Here is an 18192-nt window from a genome sequence, read left to right on the forward strand (position 1 = left end):
ATCGAACAACACAGCAAACAGACCGCTAACTGCAACTATGGAAGCTATCGTTCAAAATATTTATCAGTCGCCTATCGGCAATGTGCATAACTTTCTGTGCCAGTGCCAGCAGTGTAACCTGTCTGCCTGGGAACACCAGGATACGTTTTCCATTGCTTTCATCCGACAGGGGAATTTTGTTTTCAAAGTGTTCCGGAATGACCTGGACGCTTTTAACGGCTTATTCCTTGTGTGTAAGCCCGGATACGAACACCGGGTAGGACATGTCCACGAAATGCCGGACCAGTGCACGATATTCTCCTTTCCGGCAGTTAATGTCGATCAATTGGAAGAACAGGGCCGGGAACTGTCATGGTTCCTGAAAAACCCTGACCTCCATGCGGTGCTGATAAAAGCTACGCCCGAAATGGAATACCTGCATCACCGCATTTTCAACCTGCTGCAAAAACCACATTTTCCCCGCCTGTGGGTAGAGCAAATGATGCTGGAATTGTTTTCGCTGGTCCTTTCCCGCGGGCAGCACAAAGTCATCCCACCGCTGACAGACAAACAAAAAAGAAATCATCTGCCGGTGATATCTTCCGTAAAAACATTTATCAATGAAAATCTTTCTGAAGATATTACCCTCCCACAACTGGCTGCAGCCGGTCATCTCAGCCCCTTTCATTTTAACCGGCTGTTCAAACAGATGACAGGCATCACCCCCTATAACTACCTGCTACAGGTAAGATTAAAAGAAGCCCATCTCCAGCTACGCCATAGCAGCCAACCGGTAACACACATCGCCTTTGATACAGGCTTCAACAGCCTCGAACATTTCTCCGCCGCCTATAAAAAACAATTCGGCCTGGCGCCATCCCAAATGCGGCGGTAAAAACAGCAATTTTTCTTAAATCCAGCCTGACAGCCTGCCATAGTTTTGTGCTATCAAACAACTTGTTATGTTTATGAAAGCACAATTATTAAGCACGCTGGAGAATGCCCGTCAATACACGATGAACGTGGCCGCAGCCATGCCGGCAGACAACTATGCCTTTAAACCGGATACCGCCACCTGGAGCTTTAATGACCTACTGCATCATATTGGCTATGGAATTACCTGGTGCAATGAAAACTATATTCTCCGGAAGCAGGCCGACTGGAACCCGCCTGCTGTCACCAAAGATGCGGCAGCCACACAGGCATATCTGTCTGAATGCTTCAACATCTTACAAAAAAGTATAGAGAAAACTGATACTGATGAAAACATCATTCACGGTTTCTATGCCACACTGGACCATATTACGCACCACCGCGGCCAGGCAACGACCTACCTGCGCTGCCAGGGCGTTACACCACCGGAATACACCTATTAATCTTCGATTCATATGACAGTATACTATATTAACAGCTACGATATCATTGACATGGAGCTTTTCAGCCAGTATCCACCAGGCGTGATAGCCCTTCTGGAAAAATACGGCGCCGCGGTGGTGGCGTCAGATCTCGAAGGCATGGCAGTGGAAGGCACTCCCCGCATGATGAACGCTATCATCCGGTTTCCTTCACAGGAAGCGGCATTACAGTGTTATCAGGACCCTGCCTACCAACCACTGAAAGCCATCAGGTTAAAGGCAGTACGCAACTGCACCATGGTATTGGTGAAAGCATTCACCCCCTGATACAGGCGGGGCGCCCTTTTGGAAGAGCGCCCCGCATTTACGAATATCATGAACATGGTTACCGTTTGGCGGCATCCCGAATGCCTTTGAACAACGCTTTAAAAGTATCCGCATTGGCTTTTGCACCGGAGGTATAATCTCCTTTGCCGTAATAGGCATTGATAAAATCCTTGCTGTTGATCCACATCGTTTCAAAAACACCTTTCATACGCTCCGCTACCGGCATCGCGAAATCCGCACGGGTACCGTCTTTGCGGCCAGCCAGTATCTGGTCCAGTTGTGCCAGTGCCACATCAGTCTTAGAACAGGCGCTCGCCAGTACATTAAATCCTTTCAAAGCAAAATAAGCCGGGGTAGGAGGAGCGCTTTCATATTTCCAGTCGCAGATCATAATATCTTTCGGGATGCGGTCAATAGCACGATGTGTATCGTTCATACTTGCCTGCCAGGCAAGCAGGTTGGTCGTTTTACCATCTATCAGGCGATCGCTCCACATCCACATCTCACAGCCCTTTTGTTTGAGATGGGCGTGCAACAGGTTGATGTATTCGGCCAATATTTCTGATTTGTCGCGACCACCGCAGCGGGGGCATTTATCATACCCAATGATCCATGCTTCATCAAGCCCTACATGCAATGCGTCGGCACCACATACGTCAATCAGTTCATCCATCATAGGGAACAGCAGCTTAGGCAGATCGGGATGCGCCGGGCAAAGACATTTGCTGTAGAAGTCGAACATACCGCCGTTTTTCCAGGGCACCGGCGGATTGTAATCCGGCGATTCATCGAACTGCGGATATTGTTTCAACAGTTTCCCTATCTCCGACTGTTCACTCTGATGGGCCAGCAGGTTCATCATGGGAATGAAGCGCACCTTTGCATCACGGCAGGCCTGAACAATCTGCTGCAGCCCCTCTTTACTGATGGCATTGGGTTCCACTACCTCCGGGTGTGTTTCATACTGGTACCAGCATTCAATGCGCAGGGCGAGCGTATTAACCCCTTCTTTGGGCAACGCTTTTCTGATAAAATCGCAGAACAGCGGAATATCCTGTTTGGCGGGTACACTCATCATCAGGCCTCTAACCGGCAGTTCATTCCATTTAAAGGAACGGTTGTCCTGCGCATTGAGTTGCAGGACGGTGATAACAGCCGCCCATAACAATATCCATCTTAAAGCTTTTTTTCCCATAACTATTCTGCAATTACTTTTCTGATGCGATTATTTTTTCTGTCTACTACGTATACGGTGCCGTCTTTTCCTACCGTTACGCCGGTTGGTGCGTTAAATAAAGCGGCGGCACCTGTTCCATCTGCAAAACCGGCGGTACTGCCGCCAGTGTAGGTGCTTACCTGCCAGGTACCTGCAGCGATGAAGCGGATACACTGATTGGTATTGACAGATGATCCGTCCCAGGTACCATTGCCGGCCACATACAGGTTGTCATGGGTATCTGTCGCTATCATCCAGGGGTATTCAAATTTGGCGTCGCTGGCAGCGCCGTTTACCAGGCCTGTGGCACCGGATTGACCGATGGTAACGCCTTTTTCCCAGGTGCCGTACTTGTATTCCTGAATAATCGAGTTTCCGTTCACCACCACAAACAGGTTGCCTTTACTGTCTACTGCCACGTCAGAGGGATAGGAGAGGCCGGTGATGATCTGGTCTGCGCTGCCATCCGGTTTTACTTTATACACGCTGCCGCTGCCTTTGCCGTCAGTGTAATACAGTGTACCGTCTCTTTTATCGATGCCGATGCCCCAGGCTTCGAACCAGCCCAGGAGCGATGTCGTGCCGTCGGGGGTGATCTTACGGATCGTCCATGCCGCCGGATCGGAAGTGAAAATATTGCCGTCTTTATCCACTACTACGTCCATAGGCAGGTAAAATGAGGCTTCCATGCCTTTGCCTTCTGCATATTCGTTTTTGCCACTGCCGGCCAGCGTGGTAACAGTGCCGTCGGGCGCTACTTTACGGATACGGCGGTTTTCAGCTTCTGCCACATAGAGGTTGCCATCGGCATCGATATCCAGGCCGCAGCGGTTACCGAAATTAAAAGCGGCCGCAAGCCCTTTCCCGTCGGCATATCCGGCGGAGCCGTTGCCCGCGAGCGTGCTCACCACGTAAGATGTCTGATAATTGAAGTCTTCTTTGCTGACGCCTGCCTGCCCATCGATGGTAACCGATATTTTACCGGTACCGGCTTTACGGGGCACCACAACCAGGATACGGTCTTCCACTACGCCTTCCACATAAGCTTTTACGCCATTTACGGTAACGGTTATACGACTGGTGTCCGGACTGAAATTGCTGCCATAGATCAGTACTTCCGTGCCGGAGCCGCCCGCTGCCGGCGTAAATTTATCGATGACGATCGGAGAGGAGGCATCATGTTTAAATGTCTCTTCTTTTTGACAGCTGCTGAATACCAGTATGCTCAGCAGCGGCAGAAAATAATATCGGATGTGTTTCATGTCATTTTAGATTTTGGGATGAAGCCATTATCACCAGCCCGGGTTCTGGACAAACTCCGGATTACGGCCGCTCACTTTGTCCATTTCCGCCTGCGGAACGGGCAGCCAGTAGGCGCGTTTGGGATCAAAAACACGTTTCTCCACAACAGGGTAGCTATAGGTTACATTACCACTGCCGGTAATTGTTACGCCATGTATCTCTCTGTTATCAGTGACTTCCGCTATCTTCCAGCGGCGCACGTCCCAGAAACGGTGGGCTTCCAGCGCCAGCTCTATCCTTCTTTCATGGCGGATGCGCTCACGGATGGATGCTTTAGTACCGCTGTTGACAGCAGGGATACCGGCACGGCCTCTGACGGCATTGAGTGCGCCGAGCACGTCAGCACCGGGACCGACAGCTTCATTCTGTGCCTCTGCATAGTTGAGGTACAGTTCAGCTGTGCGGATCAGCACCCATTTACGATCAGTGGCGCCGGTGCTGGAAAACAGGTTCACCCCTTCCAGCAGGTACTTGCGTGGCCAGTATCCGGTAGCATTCTGGCCTGGACGGGGAGCGTCATCGCTGTTGGGGTTGAGCGGACGGCCCTTCCAGATACAGCCAGGATACAGAATGGTAGCATAAAAGCGTGGATCACGGCCTTCGTAGGGGCGCTGAGGATTATAGCCTGAAGCCGGATCAGTAATCGGCAGTCCTGTATTTTTCATTTCATAGTCGTCCACCAGTTCCTGTATGGGGTTTACGTTGCCGTAACCGTTAGCGCCGCGTGGGTTCATTTCCCGGTCGATGCCGCCATCGCCAAATGCGCCGGGCGCGGGCCTGCTCCAGATCACTTCTTTGTTGAAATACTGGGTAAAGATCTCACCGTAATTATCATTCAACGTATAGCCGTTGGTGAGGGCTGAGTCCAGCGCGGCTTTACAGGCATTGGCGGCCTGTGTCCAACGGTTCTGGTCATTGGCAGGATTGTACAACGGGCTTGCGAAGTATAAAAGGGCGCGGCCTTTCAGCGACAACGCGATCACTCTCGATGCCCGTCCCCAGTTACCGGGACGTTCTGCATAGGAGGGAGGCAACAATGACGCGGCTTCATCCAGGTCCTTAATAACCGCTCCCAGCACATCGGCGATACTGTTACGTTTAAAATAGATGCCTTCCGGATTATCGAAAGGGTTTTCTACCTGTTGTAGCAACGGCACTTCTCCCCAGCGGACCACTAGCTGGAAATAATAAAAGGCACGCAGCACCAGTATTTCACCTTTTAGCCGGGAGCGGCGGTCGGGATAATTGGGGTCATTAGGCACTTTATCGTAGTTCTTCAGAAAGATGTTGCAGGCACGTATTTTTCCGTAGTACTCGTCCCACTGCCAGCTTAGCGGAAAATTGGACGGGCTCATGGAACCGGTGTTAAAACTCCCTGCGTCTGCGCTGGAATTGTCAATCGACTGATTGGTTTCGTCCGTGGCGCTGCTCAGGGGCCATCCTGTCTGGAATATATTGGGCAGGCTCTGATAAGTGGTATTCACAAAGCGTTCTGCATTCTCGATATTTTTAAACACCTCTTCCTCCGTGATCAGGTCACTGGGTTTTCTGTCGAGGTAGTTTTTCTTACAGGCACAGATACAGAGTATCAATGCTGACAGTATACCTGTTCTTATATTCACTGTTAGTTTCATGATCGTGGTTTAAAGGTTGATGGTAATGCCGGCGTTGTAGATGCGCATGATGGGATATGGCTGCCATCCCCAGCGGTCTGCGGTATTCGCTTCGGGGTCCACACCGAGGTCCCTCACATGGTCCCAGCTTACCAGGTTCATACCGTTCACGTATACACGCGCTGTCTTGAGCTTGATTTTTTTCATCCATTCACGCGGCAGGCGATAGCCTATCTCCAGGTTTTTCAGCTTGATATAATCCGTTTTCCTGATCCAGTAAGTAGAGCTGATGAAGTTGTTGGACATATTGCTTTCCACCAGGTGCAGCGCGGGGAAAGTGGCCTTGTCGGCTGTTTCCGGCGTCCAGCGGCCTTCGTGGACAGGGCGGTAGCTTTCACGGTAATTGTACACCAGCTGCGCAGAGTACATCTGGCGGCCGCCGGTAGCGCCCTGGAACAATACGCTCATATCAAGGCCTTTGTAATCAACTCCCAGGGTAACGCCGAAGTATCCTGTCGGCACGTTCAGCATGGGCAGCATCACACGGTCTGCTTCGTTTATAACACCGTTTCCGTCGATGTCTTTGTATTTAATATCTCCAGGGATTAAAGGAGCAAACGTTTGTTTCGGGCTTTTGGCAATTTCGTCTTTGCTCTGGAAGAGGCCTTCTGCAATATATCCCAGCCCGTAGCCGATAGGATTGCCTACCTGGCTTTGATAGGCGTAAGCCAGCTTGGGCTCGTCCATCTCCAGTATCCTGTTTTTTACATATTGATAGTTGGCCTTCGCAAAGACGCCCACTTTGCCGACGTTGGCGTTCACATTCAGCTCCACTTCCACACCTCTGTTCAACACACGGCCCAGGTTGCGGTTCAGCGCAGCCGTAATGCCCAGGTATCCGGGTATGGAGCCTGCCTGCGTCAGAATATCGCTGCGCAGCTCGCGGAACAGATCGACGTTCAGTTTTATTTTGTCTTTCAGAAAGCCTGTTTCTATGCCAAGATCCGTTTTGGAGGCCTTTTCCCAGGTGATGGCAGTATTACCGATCCTGTTTTCCACATACCCGCCCACACCGGAAGCTACGCTGCCGAAAGTAAAACCATCGGTTTTGGCAAAATCAGAGATATACAGCCAGCGGCCGTTGCCCACCTGGTCATTGCCCACATAACCGTGGGAGAAACGCAGTTTCAGATAGCTGAGCGCGCCGTCTTTAGGCATAAAACGCTCGTTGCTGATCATCCATGCAGCGGATACCGCAGGGAAGAAGCCATAGCGGCGGCCGGGAGGGAAGTTCTCAGAGCCATTGTAACCGGCATTGAATTCGAGGTAGTATTTTTTATCGTAGTTGTAGGCAAGGCGGCCTACATAACCTTCGTATACCCGTGGCAGGTCGCCGGACTGCGAACGATAGTTGCGGTTGAACAGCAACAGGCCGCCCAGTGAGTGTTTGGCGAAATCGCGGTCATACATCAGTTTCACATCGTAATAGTAGTACCGTTCCCCGCTGGTGGCGCCGGAGCGTTGCAGGCTGGTGGCCGTGCGGTGCTGGGTGTAGATACCGCCGCTGGTGCCGGGAACTGATTTATAGCGGTAAGAGTCAAATTCCTGATCAAACGCTACGTTGATAGTACCATAGTTTTCGAAGGTGAAGAGGCCTTTTACTTTGAGGCCGGGCGTAATGAAGTCCAGTTTGCGGGTGAGTGCCACGCTGCCGTTGGTGCTGTGCCAGTAGGCGTCGAGGTAACCGTTGCGGGTGAGCAGGCCATAAGGATTATAGAAGTCCTCCCGCATATTGCCTGAGGCCACGCTGCCGTCGGGATTTTTAACCGGCGTCAGGTTATTTGTCATCTGCGACAGCACTACCCAGAGGAATTCAAAATCGGCCCTGTCGGATGATGGACCGGTGCGGTTCTCCAGCCGGGAGGCCAGGTCTACCTGCAGATCGGTGTTTTTATCCAGCGTGATATCTACATTGGAACGGAAGTTAAAGCGGTCGTATTTGTATTTGATATCATAAATATTTTCATTAGCATGTTTGTAGAGCGGCTCCTGGCGCAGGTAAGAGCCGGAAACGAAATACCGTACATATTTGGAGCCTCCGCTGATATTCATATTCAGGGTCTTTTGCGGGGAGAAGTTCCTGATCAATTCGTTGTACCAGTCAGTATTGGGATAATCATAGGGTTTGAGGCCGGTACGGAAATATTCCAGCTGTTGTTCTGTCCATACCGGCTGCATGCCATCATTTTTGGCTGCTTCATTCTGGAGGAGGCCGGAGCGGTAGGAGTCGAGGAAGCGGGGGAAAGTGGTTGGCTGTTGCAGCGCATATTGTCCGTTGATTTGTATGTTGGGCGGACCGTCCTGGCCGCGTTTGGTGGTCACCAGCACGATGCCGTTGGCGCCTTGTATACCGTATAAAGCTGTAGAAGCAGCATCTTTCAGGATGGTCACGGATTCTATTTCATTCGCGTCCAGCTGGCCAAGATCAGCGTTGCCGCGAGGCAGGCCATCGATAACAATCAGCGGGTTCGTAGAGCCTGTAGTGTTGATGCCGCGGATAAACAGTTGTGAATAATCAGAACCGGGGCGGCCGGAGCGTTGTGCTGTAATGAGCCCTGGCAGGCGGCCGGCGAGCGCATTGGTCAGGTTGGCCACCGGGCTTTGTTTCAGTTCTTTTGTTTGTATGCTGCTCACGGCGCCGGTAACGCTCTGCCGTATTTGTTTCTGGCCGTAACCCAGCACCACGACTTCATTAAGGCCGGCATCGGAGGCTTTGAGCGTGATGGTGCTCAGCTGCGTTTTACCATTGACGGGGACTTCCTGGGAAGCGTATCCCACATAGGAGATAAGCAATGTCCCATTTGCGGGCGCGTTGATGGAGAAGTCACCGTGTTCGTCGGTGGCGGTACCACGGCTGGTGCCTTTCAGCTGTACGCTTACTCCTATCAGCTCGATGCCGTTATTGCCCACCACCTTACCTTTTACGGTAATGTCCTGCCGTTTTTCGGCGGGGGAGATGACCACCAGGTTATCCTCCAGTATCCGGTAGGTATAAGTTTGTTGCAGCACTTTGTCGAGAATGACCGGCAGCGTGGCATTGTTGAAGTTCACATCTACCTTGTCGGTAGCGGGAAACGTTTTAAAATTATAGAGAAAGCGGTAGCTGCTTTTTGTTTCAATCCATTCGAGCAGCCGTCGCATTTCCATCTGTTTGCTGTTGATGGAAAAACGGGTTTGTGAATAAACTGCGGCACGCAATTGCAGGACAAAAGCAGTCATCAGTAACAGGCAAAGCTTCATACACAATAGTGTTTTTCTCAATAAAGACCGGGGAATGGCTGGTTGTGGACACAGCTTTTTTTTCATACATTTGGTTTGAATGTTAGGCAATTTGAAACACATGACTTCCCGCACGGAAATTGTTGTTTCATTCCATGTTTGACGGCAAAAGGGGAGTGTAGCAGCACTTCCCTTTTTTATTGATGTACAGGGGGGCTCTAGCCCGGCAGCGGAATAGTCCTGGATGTTTGCATTGTTCTGTTCTTTTGGTTGATTATTTATAAATGATTACTGTATCTCCCTTGATTTTATAGTTAAAGTCAGCAGTGATTTGTAAGGCTTTCAGCGCCCGGTTGATGTCTTCCCTGCGGAAGGTACCGTTGAACCGGTTGCTGTTGAGCGATGTGTCTTTAATAATGATGGTTTTGCCGTACCATCTTTCCATAATCCTGGCCAGCTCGGAAAATGGTTTGTCGTGGAATTCCATTTTATCTTTCTGCCAGAGTATTTCGGTTTCGCCTTCCCGTTGTATGGGCAGCACTTCCGCTATAAATTCGCCCCAGTCCTCCCCGGAGGCCTGTTCAGCGGCCTCTTTGCGGGTGAGTGTCAGTTTATATTGTGGTGACAGTTGTAATGATTTCTCCGGCCGATGGTTCAGGCTTACCGCCACCTTTCCCTGCAGAAGGGAGGTTTCCAGCGATTCGCCCGTATAGGCTTTCAGGTTAAACCGCGTACCCAGCACTTTTACCGTGATATCTTTTGTATGAATGATAAAAGGGTAGCGGTCGCTGGCGGCCACATCGAAATAACCTTCCCCTTCCAGGTACACGTCGCGCTTACCGTTTTTCATACCGGTGCTGTACTTAAGGCTGCTGCTGACATTGAGCCATACCAGCGTGCCATCGGGGAGGGTCACCTGTCGGTGATGTCCCGCCAGCGTACGTACTTCTTCCATCCGGGAAGAGCTTAAAACCCACACCAGCAGCGTACCGGCAATCAATACCAGTAGCGCGGCAGCCACTTTCCACCAGCTACGCATCTTTTTAACAGGCACAGCCCATTCCTCTTCAGCCTGCAACCGGACCACCATATGGTCGTACAGCGCCGGCAGCTCAGCAGGACCATCGTCCGCCAGCCGGGATTCATAGGCTTCGTACCAGGACTCCAGCAGTTGCCGTTCCTGTTCCGTACAGTCCCCCTTAAGGTATTTGTCCAGCAGCTCCAGCAGCTGCCGATCGGTTGTATCTGGTTGCATGTCTATATAAGACACATAACTTTTTGTCCACCCTACCCCTTCTTTTTTCTTTTTTAGGGAGATACTATCAACATCGCTTTTATTTTTTTAACTTTTGGCCCGAATGACCGCGTATTCCACCTTATCCGACCACGAACTCACAGCCCTGCTGGCACGCGACGATAACAACGCCTTCAAGGCGTTGTACGACCGACATGCGCAGGCACTGTACCTGGCCGCTTTCAAAAAGCTGCCCGTGCCGCATTTGCTGGAAGACCTGCTACAGGAAATATTTCTTACCCTGTACCGGAAACGTTCCTCCCTCGGAGATATCACCAACCTGCGCGCATACCTCCACAGTGCGCTGCGCAACCGCATCCTCAATGAGCTGCGCAACTCCCTGATCCATGACCAACACCATCAACAGCTGCTTACCCCCGAAGTCACCGAAAACACCTGCAACTACGACCTGCAATTACTGGAAAAACGCTTCGGCGAAGCACTGGACAGGCTCAGCGCCCGCAGCAGAGAAATTTTTTTGATGAGCAGAAGAGATGAGCTGTCTTATAAGGAAATAGCTGAGCGTTTAGGCATCTCCGTGAAGGCCGTGGAGAAGCACATGGGTAAAGCGCTACAGGTGATGCGAAGCGAGTTTAAGGATTATGGCGTGATAGCGGTAGTGGGACTGGCGGTAGTGGAGAGGTGGGTGTAGGCAAAGTCCTACCCCAAAGGAATAAGTTATATTGATATATATCGTATATTGGTCTATTATACAACCTGTATTACCCCATGAAACCAAGGATATTCGTTGGCTCCTCTGTAGAAGCCTTAAACATAGCAAATGCAATTCAGGAAAATTTAGATTACGACGCCAATGTTACCGTTTGGAATCAGGGTATTTTTCAACTATCAAGCAGTACCCTTGATGACCTAATTGCCGCACTTGGGAATTTTGATTTTGCAATTTTCGTCTTCAAGCCAGATGATATTACTATAATGCGGAATGATAAAAAAAATACCATCCGCGATAATGTCATTTTTGAACTTGGGTTATTTATAGGCAGATTAGGAAAAGATAAGGTTTTTTTTGTTACCCCAAGGAATAGCGAACCATTCCACCTTCCAACAGATCTATTAGGAGTTGCTCCGGGACTGTTCGATATCAACAGGGAAGACGGAAATCTTAAAGCCGCACTAGGTCCATTTTGTAATCAGGTTCGAGAAAAGTTAACAAATTTTGTATACAATAATCTTAATGACCTACAAAACGAAACCAAGGAGTCTAAAAGAATTGCTATTGAGAAGCCGTTTGGATGGGAGTATCTTTTAGCCGCTGAACTATTATCATCTAAGCTAATAGACATTAATCAGAGTTACAAAGAGCTGGAAAAAGGCTTTGTATTTAACCGATCAAAAAAATATTCTGAAGAAGGATATCAGGAATGGTTTCAAGAAAGTCTAAATGACATGCAAAGAATTGTAACGATCTTTCCCAACATCCTAAACGAACTAAACACATCATTTGGCCCACCTGGCGTATCTGGCAATGTTTTAGAGATTAAAAGCGCCGTAAACCGAATTATTGCTTACTGTAAAGAACTATTAGCATGGGAATACCGTGTAAATGAACCCGAACCGCCATCAGGACTAGCTGAGATAAAGACGATAATGAATGGATGGTCGAAAGTTATTCTTAATGCAATTAATGGTATGCCTAATGAAATAAAACGAGTAATTAATATTAGGAAAGAGAATAAGGATTCCATTGAGCAGATCAATTTTGAAATTGCTTCCCCCAAAGGAGTAGATAGAGTAATAGAAATATTTAGCGAATATTATTTAAGCAAACTTAGTTCATACAATCAACAACAGCCATAAGTTAGAGTAGTATACTATTTTAGCTTATAGCTGTTATGAAACTAAATAAAAAAGCCTTCAGCGTATGGTGCTGAAGGCCTTTCAATATGATATAAAAATCACCTCGCTTCCCAGGTCTTGGTTTTCTTCAATTTCACGTCCACTTTTTCTCCGGGCTTGCTCACCGTTACCACTTTCTTCACGGTGGCGCCTACGCCGGTACTATAGTCCCGGTTTACGGTATTGGTGCTGGTGCCCTGGAACATCCCGTTAATATAGTGATCTGTGTAACCCACTACTTCGCTTTGCGTATAACCGTGTGAAAAACTAAATTCCGAATACAGCAGGTATTCTCCCGGCATCAGGTTCACGAACTCGAAATGACCGTTGTCATCGTATACTCTGGTGCTTTTGATGCACTGGGCGGCATCATCTGAAATTGCGATACCTTCCCGGCCTTTTTTCCGCTGGTCTTCGTTTACCTTGATCCATTCCTTAAAGTAATCGTTATAAGGGATGAGGATCACCTGGGTGCCTTTGGCGGCGACTTGTTTAGCTTTTATATTCACCACCTGTAGTCTGTTGCCTTCGTCGAAGTCGCGGGCAAATACCTGTCCGGAGATGATGGCGTTACCGTCTTTCACCATTTTCATGGTTGCCGTTTTATCGAAAGGTGCTTTGATGGAGTTAAAGTCAGTCTCCATATCTACCATTCTGATATGTTGGCCGTTGGCCATCTCTTCCATCTGCCAGAGGCGACGGGTCTTTTTATCGATCAGGCAGACCATTTTATCATTGGTTGCCGGTTCTACGACAGACACTTCCCATACATCGTGTTTTCCGGTGAATTTACTGACGTACGTATTGTTTTTAACTTCCTCCACCACCACTTTTTTCACATTATCGGTATTGGTTGGTTTGTATTCAAATACTGACAGGTCGGTTTTGTAGCCGGAAGCCAACGGCAGGAGGGACAACAGGAAAGGATAGGAATAACTGTCAACAAAGGGCTGTTTCCCCGCCTCTTTGATCTGTTTCTTCTCGCCTGTTTTTTTGTCAACATGATAACCGGTAACATCATTGCCGAAATGCAACTCCATGTCTTTCATGGTATTGTGGGAGGCAACGTAGATAGGTTTGAAGGTATTCAGATCTGATACGGCCGTATCTTTCCACGGTTCCAGCCCGGCGATGGCGGTGGTAGTGGTAAGGGAGAGTTTCCCGCCGGCAGTATTGACACCGATGGTAAAAGTACCGATCGCCTGTTCACTGCCGTCATTGACAAGATAGCACACCAACGTGGTCTTGCTATCCTTCAACAGCTTAGGGTCGAATTTACCCTGCGCCAGGGCTTTGCCTGAAATGGCAGCAATTAATGTGGCTGCGATGAATATTGAGTTACGAAATGGAGAAAGCATAATTGTGATAGTTTATCTGACCATACAAAATTAGTCATTAGAGCAACATATAGCATAAAATCTGCTGGTCTGTAAGCGGCACTAGTACCTTACATTCTTGTCTTCTTTAGTTTCACCTCCACTTTCTCTCCGGCTTGCTCACCGTCACAACTTTTTCCACATTGGCTCCTGCCGTCACCGTGAGTTTATCGCCGGCAGTATGAAGCCTGACAGTAAAAGTACCTATCGGCGATTCTTTACCATTTTTTACGGTGTAACAGGTGAGGGTACTTCTGCCAGGCGCCAGCAGTTTGGGGTCGAATTTACTTTGCGACCGGGCATTTCCGGGCATTACTGCAAACCCCACGGCTGCAATGAATATAGATTTACAGGTTGGAGAAAACATAGTCCTGATAGTTTATTCAAAACTAGATTTTTCATGGGGTGCGACCTATACCGGAAAACCAGTAAACTTAAATGAAAAAAGGCTCCGCTGATTGTAAACCTGGTATTAGCGTTCTAATCGTTGTGCCCTTTCCTGAATGATTTCTTTGTATATATTTTTATCTTCTTCACTTAGAAAGCTGATATCAATGAAATCATTCGCCAGGGAGACGAATCGTTTTATCCTTTTAAACAAGTTTTCAATCTGATTTGCATTTAACTGAGCTGTTTTAAAGGCCGTCTCGAAGTCTTTCTTTCTTATTTTCTTCTTTTTTGCATTCAATGTCAGCGCCAGATCTTCATCGTCTTCAGGCATTACCAACGCGGTAGACACCATATCATAGGCAGGCGAAAGTCCATACCCGCGACCAGACGAACTTATCAGAGAGAAATTTTTCAGATGCATGTCTGCATTACCCGTAATAAAACAGAAAAGGACTTGCTCAAAAAAATTGACTACGTCCAGCCCCGGCGCATCTGAAAATCTGGAAATCACACGTGCAACCTGCTCATAAGATCCTTTGTATTTGTCTTCTGTTAAACGTTCCGATAACTGGCACATATCTTCCATATGGATTTTCTGCCCGTCTTGCCGGTCTATTCTTCTGGTAATATAAGCCAGGTTCCCCGACTTCATCCTGATGAGGCTATGTGGGACAGTCATTATCCCCGCAAGTTTCGCTAAATGCATAGTTAGATCTTCGACCACAGGCAGCGTCGGAAATTTTTCCATATGCGGCTTCAAAATATACCCACCACCAAGTGTCCCCACAATTGTAAGGCGTTCTTTCCCCGAGTTATTATCTCCTGTCAAATCAAGGGACAACTTTGGCTGTACCCCGGTTAAGCCAACATGACTATTAATAATTTTTTGGGCCAACTCTTTCAGTTGATTTTCCGTATATGGCAATTCAGGAGGTCGGGAAGTCCCAAAAAAAAGTCTGCTGCAACGTGAATGGAAGTCAACCTCTGTTTCTGATAATTCCTTATAACAATAAAGGCAACGATTACTTTTCATCTTGCAGCCTGATTAAAGGTTTAACACTAACAGCTCCTATACAGTCTTCACAACAAGCAAGCAACAAGCCCATTCTATCCCTTCCATTTAGTTTAAAATTTCTCTCCGCAATATTCAATAACCATCCCTCTGGTATCAATCCATCAAAAAAGGGAAACATTACAGTGCTGGTAAATGGTTTCGCTTGTAATGGCAATGTTTTACTGATCGGTTGATGCATTGAATCAGACAAGTAAAGTTCATCATAAATAAACTCATAGCCTCGCTCTGTTTCAGATAACCAACCCGCCAGCCACCCATGCATATAAATTTCAGCTGTTCTCATGATCTGTTGATTTGAACAGGGCCCAAAATATAACCAAACAGTTTCAATACCTGGTTTACTTTATCGATACGTAATGTATCCTTATCTCCGCGCTCCAGTTCCCGAATAAACCTCAATCCTACGCCAGCCTTAAACGCCAACTCTTCCTGGGTAAGCCCAATTTGTCTGCGTCTTTCTCTCACAAACTGCGAGGTTGTTACAGAAAGTAATTCATCCGTTACTGTACTATCTTCAATTTGCGCACCAACAGCATTTCTCATAACAGACTGGATTCCGTTGTCCCTACTACTTTCTGATTGGTACATTCCGCTCGCGCCAATAACCTGGCCATTCGAAGCCTTTAGATTAAAGTAATATTTACCATTTGAGGTGCTTTTAGATTCATATCGTTCTTTACGTGGACTATTACTGACTACTGAAGCGATGCCATTCTCCACAGCAATCTTAGTCGCATATGTTTCACTGGCAAGTATAATTTCTCCATTGCCTGCTTTAAGGACAAACCGATATTCACCATTAGGCTGACGGGTAATTACGAAAGTGCCCATAGAATTGAATGCTTGTTAATAAAAATACAGTTTTTTATACCCTATCGGGATTATTTTTTTAGATTTTCTCAGGAAAATATACCCTATCGGGTACATAAAAACAAAAATCACTTCAAAATACACCCTATCGGGTACAGTCCCATTATAACGCTATTCTATTAAAACCAATGACTATTCACCTTCAATTTTATTAAGAAACAAAACAGCATCTTAAAAGAGAAAAATCTAAATCAATAAATGATATAGTATTGAAATTAAACGAAAGAAAAGTATGCAAATGAAAAAAGGCTCCCAACGCATCCGCGCTGAAAGCCTTTAGTGTAGTGTGCTCCCACCAGGGCATGATCCTGGGACCCCCTGATTATGAGTCATTAAAATTCATGTTTTCAGTTACTTTCAGTTACCCCCCGATTACATCAGTAAGCCTTTACCATGGCTCTTTGTATCGAATTTATACCTACACTTGCATCATATCATTTCGGGATATTTTTAAGAAACATGTATCAAAATATGTATCAAAAACAATCACTGAAATTATCATGAAGCAGGATAAGGTGAATATTAAAGTGGTTCCGGACCTCCGGAGGGTTAAAAACAGGGAGCGGTTCCCCTTAAAGCTCCGGGTAACTTATAAAGGGGTCCGCAAGTACTACGCCACTGGCTACGACGCCACGGCGGCGGAATGGGACCAGCTGAATACGGCTGAAGCCAAAGGCGACCTTCGGCGAATCCGTCAGGAGATAGGTATTATTGAAAAAGACGCAGAACGGTGCTGCGAGGGGATTGTTCCGTTCTCCTTTTCTCAATTTGAGTCCAGCTTTTTCGAGGAGCGGATTTACACGGAATCTATCGAAATATTATACAATAACTATATATCTGAATTAAAATCAAAAGACCAGCACGGTACCGCCGACTCCTACACTTCATCTATTAACTGTCTGAAAAAGTACCGGAGGGCTCCTCAGCTCGCCCATATCACCAAAGAGTATCTGGAAGGGTTTGAAGCCTGGATGCTTTCCCGGGGTCGGTCCATTACGACGGTAGGCATTTACCTGCGGCCGCTCCGTACCATTATGAATATAGCCCGCGAAAATGGCCTTATCAAGCCAGAGGCTTATCCCTTCGGGAAGCGTAAATACATTATCCCCACTGGTAAAAACATCAAAAAAGCCTTATCCAAAGCGCAACTAAAGCAAGTTTTTGAATATCCTGTGCCTCCTGACTCCGGCATTTCCAAAGCCAAGGACTTTTGGATATTTAGCTACCTGTGTAATGGGATTAATATGATGGATATTGCTTTACTGAAGCATCGAAACGCCCACCCATCCTATATTACTTTCCTCCGGGAAAAGACGAAACGTACCACCAAGGGGAGTCCTGTTAACATTATAGCCACCCGGAACACGTACATTGACCAGATCATCGCCAAATGGGGCCAGCCGTTCACCCACGCTGACGGCTATATCTTCAACATTGCCGAAATCGGTGACGATGCAGAAACCATCCGTAAGAAGGTGAAACAGTTCACAAAGAACACCAATAAGTGGATGAAGAAGATAGGAGAGGATCTGGGCTTTGAGATGCCGGTGACGACTTATGTGGCCCGGCATTCATATGCTACGATTCTTGTTCAGAGTGGCGCACCGCTGAAGCTGGCCAGCACTAACCTTGGGCATCAAAGTCTGATGACCACGGAGAGGTATTTTGCGGGGTTTGAGATGGGGGTACAAGCGGAGTATGCGAGGAATTTGGTGGAGTTTTGAAAATTTTAATAGTAGATCATAGGGGATAGACAGGCTCATAGTGTTTGTTTTTAATATAATAAAATACCGTATCAGGATGTAAAAATCCCGATACGGTATTCGCTTTTTGATTTATTTTTTACCATCATCAGCAGAACGACTAATTTTTGTCTTTATAAAGTCAACTCCTTTCATAGACACCAGCGTCACAGGCTGACGGAAGAGCAGTTGCCCCATTCTCCCTCTGATGTCCTTGGTTATCAGCTTAAAATAACCGGCATCAACATACTGTTGATAAGGTTCATTATCGCTCATTAAAACCCCTTCCTCTCTTAAGTAGCGATACAATTTGGTACGGCCCATCTTAGCATTAAGTAGCTTGGCGGCTTTCTTCATATCAAACCACTCATCCTGTAGTGGTATAGTATTCATTGTCATGTTGTAATTCTTTTTGGAGCTTTAGCCCTGTGTTATAAAAATTATGATACCCTACAGCAGTCATGCAGGATATCAGACTGCGAAAAAGGGTAAGCAAACAAAGAGCCTAAACACAATA

17 protein-coding genes and 1 pseudogene are annotated in these 18192 nt (G+C 47.4%); 6 read left to right on the forward strand and 12 right to left on the reverse strand.

The annotated features are described in order from the left end of the window. The first annotated feature begins 37 nt into the window (after positions 1-37). From HGH92_RS10965 to HGH92_RS10975, 3 genes are all read left to right on the forward strand, one after another. The gene (locus tag HGH92_RS10965) at positions 38-874 is read left to right on the forward strand and encodes a helix-turn-helix domain-containing protein (protein ID WP_168870757.1); all 837 of its coding nucleotides are present in this window, start codon (positions 38-40) and stop codon (positions 872-874) included. A 73-nt stretch (positions 875-947) separates the two neighbouring features. Then, a complete protein-coding gene (locus HGH92_RS10970) occupies positions 948-1355 on the forward strand; it encodes a DinB family protein (protein ID WP_168870758.1) in 408 nt (135 codons plus the stop codon). A gap of 12 nt (positions 1356-1367) precedes the next feature. After that, complete coding sequence (locus HGH92_RS10975) at positions 1368-1661, forward strand: DUF1330 domain-containing protein (RefSeq protein ID WP_168870759.1); 294 nt, start codon at positions 1368-1370, stop codon at positions 1659-1661. A gap of 58 nt (positions 1662-1719) precedes the next feature. On the opposite strand, the gene HGH92_RS10980 is transcribed toward HGH92_RS10975, so the two are convergent. The 5 genes from HGH92_RS10980 to HGH92_RS11000 form a co-directional block, all read right to left on the reverse strand. Continuing rightward, the gene (locus HGH92_RS10980) at positions 1720-2856 is read right to left on the reverse strand and encodes a family 20 glycosylhydrolase (RefSeq protein ID WP_168870760.1); all 1137 of its coding nucleotides are present in this window, start codon (positions 2854-2856) and stop codon (positions 1720-1722) included. 2 nt (positions 2857-2858) lie between these two features. Continuing rightward, entirely contained in the window at positions 2859-4139 is a 1281-nt protein-coding gene (locus tag HGH92_RS10985) for an IPT/TIG domain-containing protein (protein WP_168871526.1), read from the reverse strand. Between the two features lie 30 nt (positions 4140-4169). Then, a complete protein-coding gene (locus HGH92_RS10990; RefSeq protein ID WP_168870761.1) occupies positions 4170-5813 on the reverse strand; it encodes a RagB/SusD family nutrient uptake outer membrane protein in 1644 nt (547 codons plus the stop codon). Positions 5814-5822: 9 nt separating this feature from the next. After that, entirely contained in the window at positions 5823-9092 is a 3270-nt protein-coding gene (locus HGH92_RS10995) for a SusC/RagA family TonB-linked outer membrane protein (protein ID WP_168870762.1), read from the reverse strand. Between the two features lie 253 nt (positions 9093-9345). Beyond that, positions 9346-10326: a FecR family protein gene (locus tag HGH92_RS11000; RefSeq protein ID WP_168870763.1), complete on the reverse strand. Its 981-nt coding sequence runs from the start codon at positions 10324-10326 to the stop codon at positions 9346-9348. A 103-nt stretch (positions 10327-10429) separates the two neighbouring features. Between HGH92_RS11000 and HGH92_RS11005 the strand changes: the two genes are divergently transcribed. Together HGH92_RS11005 and HGH92_RS11010 are read left to right on the forward strand one after the other, a co-directional pair. Further along, positions 10430-11017: a sigma-70 family RNA polymerase sigma factor gene (locus tag HGH92_RS11005; RefSeq protein WP_168870764.1), complete on the forward strand. Its 588-nt coding sequence runs from the start codon at positions 10430-10432 to the stop codon at positions 11015-11017. Between the two features lie 77 nt (positions 11018-11094). Next, entirely contained in the window at positions 11095-12183 is a 1089-nt protein-coding gene (locus HGH92_RS11010) for a TIR domain-containing protein (protein WP_168870765.1), read from the forward strand. 98 nt (positions 12184-12281) lie between these two features. Here HGH92_RS11010 and HGH92_RS11015 read toward each other — a convergent pair whose 3' ends face one another. The 6 genes and pseudogenes from HGH92_RS11015 to HGH92_RS34310 all read right to left on the reverse strand — a co-directional run. Beyond that, complete coding sequence (locus HGH92_RS11015) at positions 12282-13580, reverse strand: hypothetical protein (RefSeq protein ID WP_168870766.1); 1299 nt, start codon at positions 13578-13580, stop codon at positions 12282-12284. A gap of 112 nt (positions 13581-13692) precedes the next feature. Further along, entirely contained in the window at positions 13693-13965 is a 273-nt protein-coding gene (locus HGH92_RS11020; protein WP_168870767.1) for a hypothetical protein, read from the reverse strand. Positions 13966-14070: 105 nt separating this feature from the next. Next, complete coding sequence (locus HGH92_RS11025; protein ID WP_168870768.1) at positions 14071-15021, reverse strand: HipA domain-containing protein; 951 nt, start codon at positions 15019-15021, stop codon at positions 14071-14073. Continuing rightward, positions 15011-15346 (reverse strand): HipA N-terminal domain-containing protein, encoded by a 336-nt coding sequence (locus HGH92_RS11030; RefSeq protein WP_168870769.1) that lies wholly within the window; start codon positions 15344-15346, stop codon positions 15011-15013. The genes HGH92_RS11025 and HGH92_RS11030 overlap by 11 nt, the downstream gene beginning before the upstream one ends. Continuing rightward, positions 15343-15528: a helix-turn-helix domain-containing protein gene (locus HGH92_RS34305; RefSeq protein WP_343744835.1), complete on the reverse strand. Its 186-nt coding sequence runs from the start codon at positions 15526-15528 to the stop codon at positions 15343-15345. Before HGH92_RS34305 ends, HGH92_RS11030 begins: the two co-directional genes overlap by 4 nt. 36 nt (positions 15529-15564) lie before the next feature. Beyond that, a pseudogene (locus HGH92_RS34310) lies at positions 15565-15894 on the reverse strand (YegP family protein); the annotation flags it as partial. A 539-nt stretch (positions 15895-16433) separates the two neighbouring features. Between HGH92_RS34310 and HGH92_RS11040 the strand changes: the two are divergent. After that, positions 16434-17657: a tyrosine-type recombinase/integrase gene (locus HGH92_RS11040; RefSeq protein ID WP_168870770.1), complete on the forward strand. Its 1224-nt coding sequence runs from the start codon at positions 16434-16436 to the stop codon at positions 17655-17657. Positions 17658-17768: 111 nt separating this feature from the next. Here HGH92_RS11040 and HGH92_RS11045 read toward each other — a convergent pair whose 3' ends face one another. Next, positions 17769-18074 (reverse strand): phage antirepressor KilAC domain-containing protein, encoded by a 306-nt coding sequence (locus HGH92_RS11045; protein ID WP_168870771.1) that lies wholly within the window; start codon positions 18072-18074, stop codon positions 17769-17771. Positions 18075-18192: the final 118 nt, after the last annotated feature.

The organism is Chitinophaga varians (assembly GCF_012641275.1).
Lineage (GTDB): Bacteria > Bacteroidota > Bacteroidia > Chitinophagales > Chitinophagaceae > Chitinophaga > Chitinophaga varians_A.

Excerpts from the sequence above, each read along its gene's own strand:
- HGH92_RS10965 (WP_168870757.1), top strand. The coding sequence starts at position 38 with ATGGAAGCTATCGTTCAAAATATTTATCAGTCGCCTATCGGCAATGTG.
- HGH92_RS10970 (WP_168870758.1), top strand. The coding sequence starts at position 948 with ATGAAAGCACAATTATTAAGCACGCTGGAGAATGCCCGTCAATACACG.
- HGH92_RS10975 (WP_168870759.1), top strand. The coding sequence starts at position 1,368 with ATGACAGTATACTATATTAACAGCTACGATATCATTGACATGGAGCTT.
- HGH92_RS10980 (WP_168870760.1), bottom strand. The coding sequence starts at position 2,856 with ATGGGAAAAAAAGCTTTAAGATGGATATTGTTATGGGCGGCTGTTATC.
- HGH92_RS10985 (WP_168871526.1), bottom strand. The coding sequence starts at position 4,139 with ATGAAACACATCCGATATTATTTTCTGCCGCTGCTGAGCATACTGGTA.
- HGH92_RS10990 (WP_168870761.1), bottom strand. The coding sequence starts at position 5,813 with ATGAAACTAACAGTGAATATAAGAACAGGTATACTGTCAGCATTGATA.
- HGH92_RS10995 (WP_168870762.1), bottom strand. The coding sequence starts at position 9,092 with ATGAAGCTTTGCCTGTTACTGATGACTGCTTTTGTCCTGCAATTGCGT.
- HGH92_RS11000 (WP_168870763.1), bottom strand. The coding sequence starts at position 10,326 with ATGCAACCAGATACAACCGATCGGCAGCTGCTGGAGCTGCTGGACAAA.
- HGH92_RS11005 (WP_168870764.1), top strand. The coding sequence starts at position 10,430 with ATGACCGCGTATTCCACCTTATCCGACCACGAACTCACAGCCCTGCTG.
- HGH92_RS11010 (WP_168870765.1), top strand. The coding sequence starts at position 11,095 with ATGAAACCAAGGATATTCGTTGGCTCCTCTGTAGAAGCCTTAAACATA.
- HGH92_RS11015 (WP_168870766.1), bottom strand. The coding sequence starts at position 13,580 with ATGCTTTCTCCATTTCGTAACTCAATATTCATCGCAGCCACATTAATT.
- HGH92_RS11020 (WP_168870767.1), bottom strand. The coding sequence starts at position 13,965 with ATGTTTTCTCCAACCTGTAAATCTATATTCATTGCAGCCGTGGGGTTT.
- HGH92_RS11025 (WP_168870768.1), bottom strand. The coding sequence starts at position 15,021 with ATGAAAAGTAATCGTTGCCTTTATTGTTATAAGGAATTATCAGAAACA.
- HGH92_RS11030 (WP_168870769.1), bottom strand. The coding sequence starts at position 15,346 with ATGAGAACAGCTGAAATTTATATGCATGGGTGGCTGGCGGGTTGGTTA.
- HGH92_RS11040 (WP_168870770.1), top strand. The coding sequence starts at position 16,434 with ATGAAGCAGGATAAGGTGAATATTAAAGTGGTTCCGGACCTCCGGAGG.
- HGH92_RS11045 (WP_168870771.1), bottom strand. The coding sequence starts at position 18,074 with ATGACAATGAATACTATACCACTACAGGATGAGTGGTTTGATATGAAG.